Source organism: Nonomuraea sp. KM90 (assembly GCF_052246675.1).
Classification (GTDB): Bacteria; Actinomycetota; Actinomycetes; order Streptosporangiales; family Streptosporangiaceae; genus Nonomuraea.
This window is the reverse complement of record NZ_JBQQCB010000207.1, coordinates 1-11,327: the sequence shown is the minus strand read 5'-3', so window position 1 is coordinate 11,327 and position 11,327 is coordinate 1. Positions and strand designations below refer to the sequence as shown.

Below are 11,327 nucleotides of genomic sequence, written 5' to 3'. Positions count from 1 at the left end.
CGGGAGCGCGGTTGCGTCCACGGGGTGGTGTACGAGTTTGACCTGGACGCAGGCTTGTGACCGGCTGCTCGATGCTGCGGACCGTCGGCAGCGGTGAGCGTGACAGATCCGGGTAGGAGAGACGGGATGATCTGCCGCGCCGGACGTGCGCGCCGCCGTATCTCGCTGTGGTGGTGTGGTGTCCGGCTTGACCCCATAGCTTCCGCCATGACTCAGTTAACGATCACTGTCGAGCAGCGGCCCGGATTCTCCCTCGTCGCCCTGGAGGGGGTGCTGGACCACCAGACCCGGCCCCGCCTGCTGCGCGTCTTCGACCAGCTCCTGGACGAGCCCACTCCCCGGATCGTGATCAACGCCCGCGATCTGGCCTTCTGCGATGCTCATGGCCTGCGGGTCCTGATCAGCGGGCAACGCCGGGCCGAAGAACGGGGCGGCGCCGTCCGGCTGATCGGCGTGCAGGGCGTGCTCGCCCGGCTGCTGACCACCACGCAGCTCGTCGACCTGTTCCCGCCGTATGCCAGCCTCGCTCAGGCCGCCGCCTGGCCGGCTCGCAGGTGAGGGTGCCTGCTCGTCTGTGAGTTCCTCGAGCAAGCGCTGCTGGTCGGCCGTCCGCTCACGCCCGGGTGAGGAGACGTTCACGTGGTGCGGCCCCAGGCGCAGCAGCAGGCGGCTTCCGCCGCCGGGATGATCGAGGCTGACCTCGTCGCATAACCGGGCGATGACCCACAGTCCCCACCCACCCCGCCGGCCTCCCCGCCCGCCGGTGGGCGGCGGGGTCGTGATGTGGTGCTGGAACCGCTCGGTGGTCAGCGTGCCGGCCGGATCGAACACCTCGATCCGCAGGCCGCCGGGGTCGGAGCGCGCCAGAAGGGTGCCGGAGCCGCCGCCGTGCTCGAGCACGTTCGCCGTCGCTTCCCCCACCACGAGCAGCACGTCATCCAGCCGGGTGCCGGCGAACCCGGCCGCCGCCGCAAAGTCACGCACCTGAGCCCTCAGCAGCCCCAGGTCCGCGGTGATCGGGCAACGCAGCACGGCATGCCCGTCCATGCCCGCCACCCCTCTCCTCGCCTGCACGAACCCTGCCAATTTTCCCATCACCGGCTGCCTCATGCAGGCAGCGCGCGCGGTTCAGCGGGCTCGGGGGCTCAGGCGGGTTCGGGCTCACCGGGAGGCTGCTCGGCCGCCGGGGCCGGTGCCGGCTGGATGACCTGGATGGCCTCTTCGACCGACGCCTCGACCTGGAAGGCGGTGCGCAGGCCGGTGATGGTCAAGACGCGCTCCAGCCGCGGGGGGATGGCCGACAGGACCAAGTTGCTGTGCTGTTCCCGGCTCTGGCGCAGCAGCAGCACCAGCACGCCGACGCCCATCGAGTCGCAGAATGTCAGCCCGCTCAGGTCCACCACCAGCCCGGCCGGCCGCGTCTTCGCCCAGGCGTCTTTGACCTGCTGGTGCAAGAACCCGGCGGAGGCGTAATCGAGCTCGCCGACGACGCGGGCGACGATGAAGTCCTCGTGCAGGCCGATCGTGACGGTGAAGCGCTGGGCAGAGTCGCTCGGCTCGTCCATGCCCGCCATCATCCCCCGGCGCCAGGGAAGGGCGGGCCATTCCGGATCCAGGCCCAGAGGCGTCAAGCCGGGTCCAGCGGTGGGAAGTTGGAAGCCAGCGCGAACAACTTAACGTTATGTAACGTCACATGTGCGTGGAGATATCACCGAGGTATCCGGGATGGGACTCGCATGAACAGTAGCTGGCATCAACGACAGCATCAGGATTTCCTCGACCGGTGGGAACGAGACGATCAGCTCCGGCGGCACCGCCGGCGCAACCCGAGCCCGGCTCCGAGTTCCGGCGGGCTCCTGGCCGTGGTGGGGCTGATCGGCGGCGGCCTGCTGGTGGCTGAGCTCGCCGGGTATTCCCCCGTGGAGGTGTGGGGCTGGGCGCGCACCACGGCTGGACGACTCATCAACGCGTGGCTGAACGGTTAGGTCAACCCGGATGGAGTGGGAACCCCAGACCAAGCGATCGCATTGAGTAGTCATACGACTACTGCTATCTATGGGTGGCGGCCGGTTGCTGGAGGGGAGCCGGCTCGCGAAGGCGCGGGCGTCTGGAGACCTCGCCCACAAGGATGCTCCAGACGCCCATGTCCTCTCATGGCCAGCAGGCCCAGCGTTCCGGGCGCTTCCCAGGCCACGAGCTGCCGCTCAGGGTCACTCTCCTGCGGCGAGAACTGGTGGATCGCCTCGGCGGGGCTTGCTTGCTGCTGACCCCCGATCCCCGTGCCCACCACACCCCTGCTGATGACGGCGTGCTCCATCTCTGGCCACAATCTTTCGGCTCCCTGGGAAGGACAGCCACCGGCGCCGGAAAACGTCCCCCGCGATCAGAGCTTCCTTTACTTTCAGAGGTTCGCGCTCACGTGCACCGGTCTCGCAGGGTCTGCAGCAGCTTGCCGGCCAGGGGTTCGAGAGCCTGCGCCTGCTGCCGGGCCTGCCCAGCAGGCGCAGACGACGGGCTGCCGCCCATCACATTCGAACGTCACATGATTGAGAAGAGACACGCCTCATCGGCCCTGCTGAGGGCCGCTGTGGCATAGAACCGTCTCCACGCTTTCAGGGGATTGACAGGCGAAGGCCTTGGAGAAGGCGGCCGAAGCTCGCACGGCGCGTAGCGCGCTACTAGCCGGGGTGAAGTCCGGTACGACCAGCGTGGCGGAGGTGTTCGGTCGTAGCGGCGAGGAACTGGTGAAGAAGACTCGGGTGGCGCAGGTTCTTCGAGCGGTTCCTGGTTACGGGCCGACGAGGGTCGCGGCGCTGATGGCCGTGTCGGGGGTGGCTGAGAAGCGCCGGGTCGGCGGACTGACCGAGCAACAGCGGGAGCGTCTGCTGCAAGCGCTGGCGGGCTGATCGCCGTAGATCAGCCGGGAGAGCCTGCCGATCGAGGGTGAGGCTTGTCCGCGTTCCACGTCGAACATCGCTGAGGCGTCTGAACGTGGCGGCCGGGCTGCCGTGTCCATGGGTATGGCCGACGTCAGCGGGTGTGGTCGGCCCGGCGCCACCACGCGATGGTCAGAGCACCCCGGCCGTTACGGTGGCCGGCACCAGCGCGATGCCCAGTGTCCCGGGCGGTCCTGGTCGGGGGGTCGGCGATTCCGGCGTACAGGCCGGGCACCGAGTAGGGGAAGCAGCTGCCGAAGCCGAGGGCGGCGATGACCTGGGCGCTGAACAGCATCACGAACATGGCGGCCGGGTAGCCGCGGCCGATGCTGGCGGCCAGCGCGAGCGGGGTGGTGAGCAGGGTGGTCAGGGTGGCGGCGATGAGCCGACGCGGTGGACGCCCCTCATGAGATATGTCGGCCCTAGCCTGCTGCGTCCTTTGCCGCTCTACCTGTCTGTCGTCCGGCGAAAGTAGATCTGCCGCCAGTGGTTGGCAGAGTGGACGATGTCTTGGTTGACGTGTTCGAGGAATTGGCTCACGTCCTGCAGGCGGGTGCCGCCGGGCGTGGTGGCGCCAAGAGCCTTGGCACCCTGCTCGGCGATGTCGGCCAGTTCGGCGTTCACGCGGGCGCTGGCCAGCAGCGCCTGATACCAGACGTCTTCGTCGATGACGTAGCGGTCACGCCGTCGCCGAGGGTCGCGTTCGCGCCGGATCAGTTCCTGCTTCTCGAGGTAGCCGACGGCCTTGGAGATCGAGGCTGGGCTGACCTGCAGCTGCTGGACCAGCTCGGCTGAGGTGAGGCTGCCGGTGTCGGTGGCGTACAGACAGGCCAGCACTCTGCTCATCATCGGCGGGAGCCCGGTCGCGCCCAGCAGGGCGGCGAAGCGCTCCCGGAATTCTTGCATGGCTTCGGCGGCTCGTCCGTACGTGGCCGCGGCCGGTGGCGCCGGGGACGGTGTCGATGGGGCCGATGTACGCCGGGCCCGCCGCTTGGTGGCCTGATGGGCCTGGTCTGCCCGATAGGCGGCGGGCCCACCGTTGCGAATGATCTCGCGGGTGACGGTCGATACCGGGCGTTGCAGTCCTCTGGCGATCATGGAGTAGGTGAGTCCTGCGGCCAAGCCGGCGGCAATGTCCCGGCGGTCCTGGTGGGTCAGCCTGTCTCCCGGCATACCTGTGGCTCCCTTCGCTGCTGCGGTGGCGCTGCACAGTATGCATTAACCCGAGCTGATTGCAAAAGCCGCCAGTTCTTTGCATTAACCGCTACTTCGTTGCAAAGAATAATAGGGTTTCACCTGGCATTTCCTTCAAGATTGGAAGCTATCAGATTGAGTGAATCGCGAATGCAATGTAGCTTTCACTCGTCCTGAAAGGGCGAGACTCACGTGCTCGCATGTACATGGAGTTGAGATGACCATCTTTGACCCCAAGACGTTCCGTTCGCGCACGACCCGAGCGAGCGTCGGCCTGCTCGTTGCCGCCGCGAGTGCGTGCGCTGCCACGGCCGCACCCGCAGCCGCAGCCGCAGCCGGCTCAGGCCACACCCCCGACCGCCCCAGAGTTCAGCAGGCGCTCGAGCGGGCCGTTACCGAAACCGGCCTTCCCGGCATCCTCGCGAAGGTCCGCGATGGCGACGACCAGTGGTTCGGCACGGCGGGGGTGGCTGATACCCGAACCGGCCGCAAGCGCCTGCCGCAGGAGCGGTTCCGCATCGGCAGCATCACCAAAACCTTCACCGCCACCGTCGTGCTGCAGCTGGAGGCCGAAGGCAAGCTCAGCCTGGACGACACGGTGGAAAAGTGGCTGCCCGGCTTGGTGCGCGGCAACGGCCACGACGGCCGCCGCATCACCATCAGACAGCTGCTCAACATGACCAGCGGCATCTTCAACTATCTCAACGACGAGAAGATGGTGGCCCGCCTCGCCGGCCCGCCCTTCCTCAAACACCGCTATGACAGCTACCGGCCCCAGCAACTGGTGATGAGCGCCATGTCCAACGCGCCCGACTTCAAGCCAGGCCAGGGCTGGACGTACAGCAACACCGGTTTCGTCCTCGCTGCCATGATCGTCGAGAAGGCGACCGGCAAGGCTTTCGCCCAGCAGGTCTCACAGCGGATCATCCGCCCACTCCGGCTGACCGGCACATACGTACCCGGAGGCGAGGAAGTGCGGATCCGCGGCCCTCACGCCCGGCACTACTCCGCGCTGTTCTCCCAGGACCCGAAGCCCATGATCTACGACGTGACCCAGCTGAACCCCTCCGCCGGCGGGGCGGCCGGCGACATGGTCTCCACCGCCGCAGACCTCGACCGGTTCTTCACCGCGCTGCTCAAGGGCCGACTCCTGCCGCAGGCCCAGCAGCGCCAGATGTTCGCCACCAACCCGGTCCCCGAAGGGAAGTGGACACCCAACACCACCTACGGCCTCGGCATGTCGTCGGTGAAACTGTCGTGCGGCACGACGGTCTGGGGCATGGGGGGCGCACTCCACGGTTCGTGGTCATACGCGTACGGCACCCGCGACGCCACACGCATGCTCGTCCAGAACGTCAACGGCGACTGGAACAACCCCATCGCCGTCTTCACCGACGTCCTCGAAGCCGAATTCTGCGCCACCGGATCCTCCTGAACAGTTCTGTCGTTGGAAAACGCTGCTTCTCAGACCCGTGTACAGACTGATCCCTGTGCTTTCTGCGTGGGCCAATATCGGGCGAAACTGTGACGTAGAGCGAATCACCTGCGACATAAAGTGACCTTCCGGTAGTAGCGGTGGTAATCGAAGCCCCGTCAACAACCGGAAGGTCTGCTGCCGTTGTACGCCGCCGCTCCCATCGCTGTCTTTCGTAACGAAGAAACAAACTGCCTGCTCATGTGCGGCCTGCCGGTACGGCCGCCGAGCCGATCACCCGATCCGGGCGCGGCTTCCACGCCGGTGCCCTGGTCGACGAGTTCCCGGGCGCGCGCGGCCAGGCGCAGTTGGTAGCGGGAGTAGCGGCGGTGACCGCCGCTGGAGCGTTTCGGCTCGATCAGATGCGCTACGCCCAGGGCCCGCAGGAACGTCGGGGTGACCCCGAGCATCTCCGCGGCCGCGCCCATGCTGTAGGCGGGGTAGTCCTCATCGTCGAACCTCAGCAGTTGCCATGCGGGTGCTGCCGATTTCAGCCGGGCGGCCTTCTCCGACGAAGCCCGGTTCCTTGGGGCGACCTTCACCAACAACGCCGGGTTCGCCGAGGCGACCTTCACCAGCGACGCCCGGTTCGGTGGGGCCACCTTCACCGGCGCCGCCGCGTTCGACGAGGCGTCAGGGTTGGAGGCGGCGGACTTGACCGGTGTGCGGGGCGCCGGTGGCCGCAGGAGTGCGGCGGGTGTGGCCGGGTGCCTGGCAGGTGATGGCGGGCGCGGACGAGTGGCAGACGCTGCACCCGGCGGTGGCGCAGGACGGCGGCGGCCAGACGGCAGACGACGAGCCGGGGCCGGGTAGCTGACATGAGGCCCCTCACCGGGCAACTCGACCTGCAGAAACGTACAAGATCGCGTTATCGCGCGGACTTATCCCGCCCTGTTCGAGCCGAAACCAACCGCGCGTTCCCTGGCCCGGCCCGGTCCCGCCCTCGGCTTCACCCTTGCTGAAGAATCTTCATCCCCAACGCCCCTGAGTTCAGCAGCGCACGCGTGCATCACGCCTTGGATGCGAGCCTATGAGGTTCGCTGAACCTACCTGACCTGCGCCGTTGATGCTGGGCCGCCATGACACGCCCCCGATGGACATCGACGAGTTGGTCAAGCACTGGACGATCCTGGATGAGGAACGCGAGCTCTCGCATTCCTTGTCGGTCAGCTCGTCCCACGTCGGCAGAAAGGCGCAGTCGTGGGCGAACTGCTGGCGCGCCTTGGCCAGGGCCAGCACGCGCGGGTCGTCGAGCAGGATCTGCGGCAGTGGCACGGCGTGCTCCTCAGGGGGTCGGGGGCTGGTCAGTGGGGGTTGCCCTCGGCAGCGGCTGTGAGGGTTTTGTGGACGACGCCGACTGAGACCTTCACCCCGGCGGCGATGGTGCGGATGGATTCCCCGCGCTGGCGACGGTCGAGGATGGCGGCGCGTTTGTCGTCGTCGACCACGGGGCGGCGGCCTTCGACCTTGCCTTGCTTTCAGACGGTCTCCAGACCGTTCTTGGTCTTGCGGACGATGTCGCGGCGGCGGTCCTCGGCCAGGGCGAGGGCAAGGGTGAGGATGAAGGAGCGTTCGGTGTGCTCGCCGACGGTGATGCCCTCCAGCACCTTGACGCCAACGCCTTGCTGGAACAGGTCGTTGAGCACGATCAGTCCTTGCAGGAGGTTGCGGCCAAGCCGGTCGACTTCCTGGACGGTCAGCAGGTCGCCTTCGCGGATGTAGGACAGCGCGGTGAGGCGGTCGGGCCGGTCACCGGTGGCGAGCTTGCCGCTGGTCTTCTCCTCGATGACCTTCAGGCAGATCAGATCGAGGGCGTTGTGCTGCCGCTGGGTCTTCTGCCTGTCGAACGGTTGAACGCCGCCGTCGCCGCCTGCCACAAGATGACCACGCTCGTCGGACTCGTCCAGGATTTCGCCGCCCTCCTCGCCCCCTAGCCCCAATGCCGGTTAGTTAAGGGCTTTGGGCGGTTGTCGAGTCAGGGTCAGTGTGGACATCGATGGCGATGGTTCCGGACAGGGTCACGGTGATCTCGGCGTCGATCACCCTGACCGTGACGCCGCCCAGAGCCGAGATGAACGACCCGTCCGGCAGCGTCGCCTGCCGGGGCAGCACCCGGCTGTTCTTGCAGCGGATAAGCAGGTCCGCGCCGGTGGCGGCGATCGCCGTGGCCGGGTCACGCACGGCGAAGTTGCGGTCACCGAGCAGCAGCATGCCCGCGCGCAGGCAGCCGAGCACCTGCGGCGCGTAGCTGATTTCGCCGGTCTTGAACGGCCCGAACGTCACCGCGAGCAGCGCACGAGTGCCGCAGGCCACCACCGCCAGCACCCGGACCAGCGGATAGCCCGACCCGCCGTGCGAACCGGACTGGTGACCATAGCGAGCCAGGTTGGCTGCGCTGTCGGACACCGACAGCGTGGTGCCATCCAGCGCGCACACCAGCAGACCCCGCCACCGCGCCGCCCCTGCCGGGGGACCGGCCAGCAGCTCAAACAGCGCCTTCAGCGGCGCCACCCCGACCCTGCGCCGAGCCTGGGCCAGCGCCGACGACGACGGCACCGCACCGGGCTCGGCCAGCCCCGAGGTCAACCGGGCCCACACCTGCCGATATCCCAGTTCGGCGAACAACCCCGCCGCCAGCAGATACACCACCACCCGCGAGGGCAGATCACGTAACCGCTGCTCACGGCCACCCGTCTCGGCCAGCACCGCATCGACCATCTCGAACGGCACCAGTTGCGTAAGTTCACCCAAATGCCCGGGCGTGAACACTCCCGCGGCCGTTCGGACTTGACGATTCACAACAGCGATAGCGCACGCCAGCATGGACCTGGCAGACTCAGCACTCAACGGAGATCCAGTGTGTGACGGATGGTGGTAGAAGATCACCCGTTCTACCGGATATCCGTTCTCATGTCTTGATCTTCTACAGGTCTTGAAACCCCAGCCCCGGCCCTAACTAACCGGCATTGCCCCTAGCCCGGCAACGACCAGCTACTGACCGCTTGGATCGAACAAGCGCGTCAGGTTGATCTGCCCCACATGCACGGCTTCACCCGGAGGCTGGATTACGACCGGGCCGCCGTCAACGCCGCGATCACGCTCCCGTTTCACAATGGCGGCGCGGAAGGCGTCAACCCCCAAACCAATGATCAAAGGCAGATGTACGGCCGTGCCGGGTTCGAACTGTTGCGCCACCGCGCCCTGCTGCTTGAAGATCACTTAATGCCCCCACCGATGACGGGCCGGAACCTAGTTTTACAGTCCCGTTCGCCAGGGCGAGCGCGTCGAGCTGATTCTGGAGTATTCGTCCTACGGTGCAACCTTCCGCACCCTGGGCGGCGTAAGGACGGGTGACTGTCACCTGAGGAAGGACCGTTCATGGCGGATCGATCGGAGTACGACGCGTTCGTCGAGGCGTCGTGGCACCGGCTGCTCCGCACCGCCTACCTGCTCACCCGCGATTGGGGAGCGGCCGAGGACTTGGTGCAGACGGCGCTGCTGAAAGCGTGGCAGGCCTGGCCGCGCCTGGGCGGCGAACGCGAGGCGTACGTCCGCACGATCATTGTGAACGTCCACGTCTCCTGGTGGCGGCGGCGCCGGAGATGGGCTGAGCTGACCAGCGAGTCGCCGCCCGATCAGACACAGGCGGCCGATCCCATGGGGCAGGCCGACGAGCGCGAGCTGGTTTGGCAGGCACTCGGGCGCCTGCCCGCCCGGCAGCGGGCTGTCATCGTGCTGCGGTTCTTCGAGGACCTGACCGAGGCCCAGACCGCATCGATGCTCGGTTGCAGGGTCGGGACGGTCAAAAGCCAGGCGAGCAGGGCGCTGGCCAAGCTGCGGGTGGACGAGTCATTCGTCTACGAGAGGAGGAGGTAGCACCATGCCCATCGACCAGAGAGAATTGCGCCACCTGCTGGACGAGCGCAGCCGCCCCGCACTCGATCGCCCGATCCCGTGGCACTCATTGCGGGCCAGGACGCGCGGCGCCCGATGGCGCCAGTTGTCAGCCGTCATGGTCGCTGTGACGGCTGTCACCGCGGGAACCATCGTGGGCCTGCGCGGGCTGCAGGAAGTCGATCAGCTGACCAGCGCGCAGGTGACCGAGAAGCTCCCGATCCAGTACCAGGAGCCTGACGGCACCACCTACCGCAGGCTCGCCATAGCCACGTTTGACCCGTCGAAGGAGAAATCGAAGACTTTCCCGGTGGAAGTGAGTGGGAAGCCGGTGGCCGTGCTGCCCGACTGCCCGTCTGATAAGGCAGGGCCGCAGCCCCTGATCACCGCACGGGTGCCGGGGGCAGCCAAGACGTACACACTGTCGCTGACGCCTTTCCCGAACTCGTGCGCTCAGGGCGCCGCGGCCGACATGGCGCCATTCCAGGCCGGGACGCGGCGAGCCACGTTCACCATCACAGCGATTCCCAACGCTCCAGCGGGAAAGTGGCGGTTCGGCGTGTACGAATGGACGCCGCCAGCCACGATGAAGGCCGCTTCGTCAGCGGCCGAGCCGCGCGCGAAGATCGGGAAGGATCTGAGCCTGGTCACCAAGGGCAGCGCCATCTGGCCCGGCAGCCGCGAGGTGACGCTCACCGTGCCGAACAGAGGCCGCACCCTGGCCGTCCTCGCCTATTGCGGAGACGGCCTCGCCGGGCGGCTCCCCCTGCAGGTGAGGGTGAACGGGCACTTGGTCAAGGGCATCAGTTCCTGCGCGGCCCCGCCAACCGGGCCCGAGGTAGGGTCAATGGCCATGGCCCGGCGGCCCCTCAGCGAAGAAACGCTGACGATCACGGTCCGGCTAGTGGCGCCCATGCCCGAATACCTGCAACGCCCCGGGACACTGACGGTGGCCCTTTATGACAGCGTCATGTGATTCCGCGCTCGCCGTCACCGCAGCACCGGTACTTTGTGCGGTGCCAGAACGCGGATACTGCTGCTGGGCTGGGCGTTTTCCGGGTGATCAGGCTGCTCTGTGGTACTCGTTGATCAGTCCTGTGACAGTCCTTCGGCGGTGGATCCGGGAGGTCATGTCGATCATCTGGCTGGGGTGGTGCAAGGGAGGGCGGAGGGAACATGCCTGATGTGGGCGATGATCGGCCGGCGCGGAGGAAGAGATGCAGTAGCGGCCCAGGACGTTGAGGTGGGCATGGCCGAGCGGGGGCAGCCGGGCGGCGTCCTCATCCTTGACCGGGACGCCTTGGGCGCGTAGCCGGTCGACCGCGGCCGACAGGTACGTGGAGTCCCACAGCGTTGACGACGAGACCCAGAGCCCGCTAATTGATCTTCTTGCCCTTCAGCCAGGCGCATACGACAGGACCGACCGGGCGGGCGCCGACATGCCGCGCCTGGAGGCCATCAACCAGGCGAAGGTTCGCTGGCGCACGTGGCCAGGCGCCTCGATCACGATACGGATGACAGCGGGGACGTGCTCGAACAGCGGATCGCCGGGTGTGCACCGGCGGCCGCGGGCTCGCGGTCCGCGGCGTCCAGGCATGGCCCAACCCGCTGCCCGCCCAGCGCTGGAAATCTTGAGCAGCGGGTTACGGGGTGTGGTGGCCTCCGCGCGGATGGTCAGTCGAAGTCGTCGTCGAAGGCGGCGCGGAGAGCGGCGGCGATCAGGCCGGGCAGGTCCGGGCGCCCGTCCTCCTGGGCCCAGCGCATCAGGGCGACGAGCATCGCGGCCAGGCAGGTGCTGGCCGCGACCCAGGTGCGGAACTCCGTTTCGG

The 11,327-nt window shown here is 67.4% G+C and carries 15 protein-coding genes and 3 pseudogenes; 8 read left to right on the top strand and 10 right to left on the bottom strand.

Going from position 1 to position 11,327, the window contains the following annotated elements; translation table 11 throughout:
* The first annotated feature begins 126 nt into the window (after nt 1-126).
* Nucleotides 127-558 carry an STAS domain-containing protein gene (locus tag ACTWPW_RS60545; RefSeq protein ID WP_443174466.1) on the top strand — a complete coding sequence of 144 codons (432 nt, stop codon included), beginning with the start codon at nt 127-129 and terminating at the stop codon, nt 556-558.
* Nucleotides 559-669: 111 nt separating this feature from the next.
* Here ACTWPW_RS60545 and ACTWPW_RS60540 read toward each other — a convergent pair.
* Nucleotides 670-1,047, bottom strand: a pseudogene (locus ACTWPW_RS60540) (ATP-binding protein); the annotation flags it as partial.
* A 98-nt stretch (nt 1,048-1,145) separates the two neighbouring features.
* Nucleotides 1,146-1,565, bottom strand: coding sequence for an STAS domain-containing protein (locus ACTWPW_RS60535; protein ID WP_443174463.1), 420 nt, complete (start codon nt 1,563-1,565; stop codon nt 1,146-1,148).
* A 171-nt stretch (nt 1,566-1,736) separates the two neighbouring features.
* On the opposite strand from ACTWPW_RS60535, the gene ACTWPW_RS60530 reads away from it, so the two are divergent.
* Together ACTWPW_RS60530 and mihF are read left to right on the top strand one after the other, a co-directional pair.
* Nucleotides 1,737-1,985, top strand: a complete 249-nt coding sequence (locus ACTWPW_RS60530; RefSeq protein WP_443174462.1) for a hypothetical protein — start codon at nt 1,737-1,739, stop codon at nt 1,983-1,985.
* Nucleotides 1,986-2,636: 651 nt separating this feature from the next.
* A complete protein-coding gene (gene mihF, locus ACTWPW_RS60525) occupies nt 2,637-2,906 on the top strand; it encodes an integration host factor, actinobacterial type (RefSeq protein ID WP_443174461.1) in 270 nt (89 codons plus the stop codon).
* A gap of 124 nt (nt 2,907-3,030) precedes the next feature.
* Here the strand turns inward: mihF and ACTWPW_RS60520 are convergent, their stop codons facing one another.
* Nucleotides 3,031-3,240 carry a hypothetical protein gene (locus tag ACTWPW_RS60520; protein ID WP_443174460.1) on the bottom strand — a complete coding sequence of 70 codons (210 nt, stop codon included), beginning with the start codon at nt 3,238-3,240 and terminating at the stop codon, nt 3,031-3,033.
* 143 nt (nt 3,241-3,383) lie between these two features.
* Nucleotides 3,384-4,109 (bottom strand): MarR family transcriptional regulator, encoded by a 726-nt coding sequence (locus ACTWPW_RS60515; protein WP_443174459.1) that lies wholly within the window; start codon nt 4,107-4,109, stop codon nt 3,384-3,386.
* 238 nt (nt 4,110-4,347) lie between these two features.
* Between ACTWPW_RS60515 and ACTWPW_RS60510 the strand changes: the two genes are divergently transcribed.
* Nucleotides 4,348-5,565, top strand: a complete 1,218-nt coding sequence (locus ACTWPW_RS60510) for a serine hydrolase domain-containing protein (RefSeq protein ID WP_443174458.1) — start codon at nt 4,348-4,350, stop codon at nt 5,563-5,565.
* A gap of 287 nt (nt 5,566-5,852) precedes the next feature.
* Here ACTWPW_RS60510 and ACTWPW_RS60505 read toward each other — a convergent pair.
* Nucleotides 5,853-6,032, bottom strand: a pseudogene (locus ACTWPW_RS60505) (MerR family transcriptional regulator); the annotation flags it as partial.
* A gap of 248 nt (nt 6,033-6,280) precedes the next feature.
* Between ACTWPW_RS60505 and ACTWPW_RS60500 the strand changes: the two are divergent.
* On the top strand, nt 6,281-6,421 hold the full coding sequence (locus ACTWPW_RS60500; RefSeq protein WP_443174457.1) for a hypothetical protein: 141 nt from the start codon (nt 6,281-6,283) through the stop codon (nt 6,419-6,421).
* A 173-nt stretch (nt 6,422-6,594) separates the two neighbouring features.
* On the opposite strand, the gene ACTWPW_RS60495 is transcribed toward ACTWPW_RS60500, so the two are convergent.
* The 4 genes from ACTWPW_RS60495 to ACTWPW_RS60480 all read right to left on the bottom strand — a co-directional run bounded on the left by ACTWPW_RS60495 (nt 6,595) and on the right by ACTWPW_RS60480 (nt 8,427).
* Nucleotides 6,595-6,879, bottom strand: a complete 285-nt coding sequence (locus tag ACTWPW_RS60495; RefSeq protein WP_443174456.1) for a hypothetical protein — start codon at nt 6,877-6,879, stop codon at nt 6,595-6,597.
* A 29-nt stretch (nt 6,880-6,908) separates the two neighbouring features.
* Nucleotides 6,909-7,052, bottom strand: coding sequence for a hypothetical protein (locus ACTWPW_RS60490; RefSeq protein ID WP_443174455.1), 144 nt, complete (start codon nt 7,050-7,052; stop codon nt 6,909-6,911).
* Nucleotides 7,053-7,082: 30 nt separating this feature from the next.
* Nucleotides 7,083-7,481, bottom strand: a complete 399-nt coding sequence (locus tag ACTWPW_RS60485; protein WP_443174454.1) for a recombinase family protein — start codon at nt 7,479-7,481, stop codon at nt 7,083-7,085.
* Nucleotides 7,482-7,554: 73 nt separating this feature from the next.
* The gene (locus ACTWPW_RS60480) at nt 7,555-8,427 is read right to left on the bottom strand and encodes an IS4 family transposase (RefSeq protein ID WP_443174465.1); all 873 of its coding nucleotides are present in this window, start codon (nt 8,425-8,427) and stop codon (nt 7,555-7,557) included.
* A gap of 156 nt (nt 8,428-8,583) precedes the next feature.
* Between ACTWPW_RS60480 and ACTWPW_RS60475 the strand changes: the two are divergent.
* From ACTWPW_RS60475 to ACTWPW_RS60465, 3 genes and pseudogenes are all read left to right on the top strand, one after another.
* Nucleotides 8,584-8,811: pseudogene (locus ACTWPW_RS60475) on the top strand (transposase); the annotation flags it as partial.
* A 171-nt stretch (nt 8,812-8,982) separates the two neighbouring features.
* Nucleotides 8,983-9,480, top strand: coding sequence for a SigE family RNA polymerase sigma factor (locus ACTWPW_RS60470; RefSeq protein WP_364130043.1), 498 nt, complete (start codon nt 8,983-8,985; stop codon nt 9,478-9,480).
* 4 nt (nt 9,481-9,484) lie between these two features.
* Nucleotides 9,485-10,474: a hypothetical protein gene (locus ACTWPW_RS60465; protein WP_364130041.1), complete on the top strand. Its 990-nt coding sequence runs from the start codon at nt 9,485-9,487 to the stop codon at nt 10,472-10,474.
* 87 nt (nt 10,475-10,561) lie between these two features.
* Here ACTWPW_RS60465 and ACTWPW_RS60460 read toward each other — a convergent pair whose 3' ends face one another.
* Entirely contained in the window at nt 10,562-10,831 is a 270-nt protein-coding gene (locus ACTWPW_RS60460; protein ID WP_443174464.1) for a hypothetical protein, read from the bottom strand.
* Nucleotides 10,832-11,327: the final 496 nt, after the last annotated feature.

Coding starts and splice junctions, on each gene's coding strand:
- ACTWPW_RS60470 (WP_364130043.1), top strand. CDS start 8,983: ATGGCGGATCGATCGGAGTACGACGCGTTCGTCGAGGCGTCGTGGCAC.
- ACTWPW_RS60545 (WP_443174466.1), top strand. CDS start 127: ATGATCTGCCGCGCCGGACGTGCGCGCCGCCGTATCTCGCTGTGGTGG.
- ACTWPW_RS60530 (WP_443174462.1), top strand. CDS start 1,737: ATGAACAGTAGCTGGCATCAACGACAGCATCAGGATTTCCTCGACCGG.
- ACTWPW_RS60515 (WP_443174459.1), bottom strand. CDS start 4,109: ATGCCGGGAGACAGGCTGACCCACCAGGACCGCCGGGACATTGCCGCC.
- ACTWPW_RS60510 (WP_443174458.1), top strand. CDS start 4,348: ATGACCATCTTTGACCCCAAGACGTTCCGTTCGCGCACGACCCGAGCG.
- ACTWPW_RS60535 (WP_443174463.1), bottom strand. CDS start 1,565: ATGGACGAGCCGAGCGACTCTGCCCAGCGCTTCACCGTCACGATCGGC.
- ACTWPW_RS60480 (WP_443174465.1), bottom strand. CDS start 8,427: ATGCTGGCGTGCGCTATCGCTGTTGTGAATCGTCAAGTCCGAACGGCC.
- ACTWPW_RS60520 (WP_443174460.1), bottom strand. CDS start 3,240: ATGTTCGTGATGCTGTTCAGCGCCCAGGTCATCGCCGCCCTCGGCTTC.
- ACTWPW_RS60465 (WP_364130041.1), top strand. CDS start 9,485: ATGCCCATCGACCAGAGAGAATTGCGCCACCTGCTGGACGAGCGCAGC.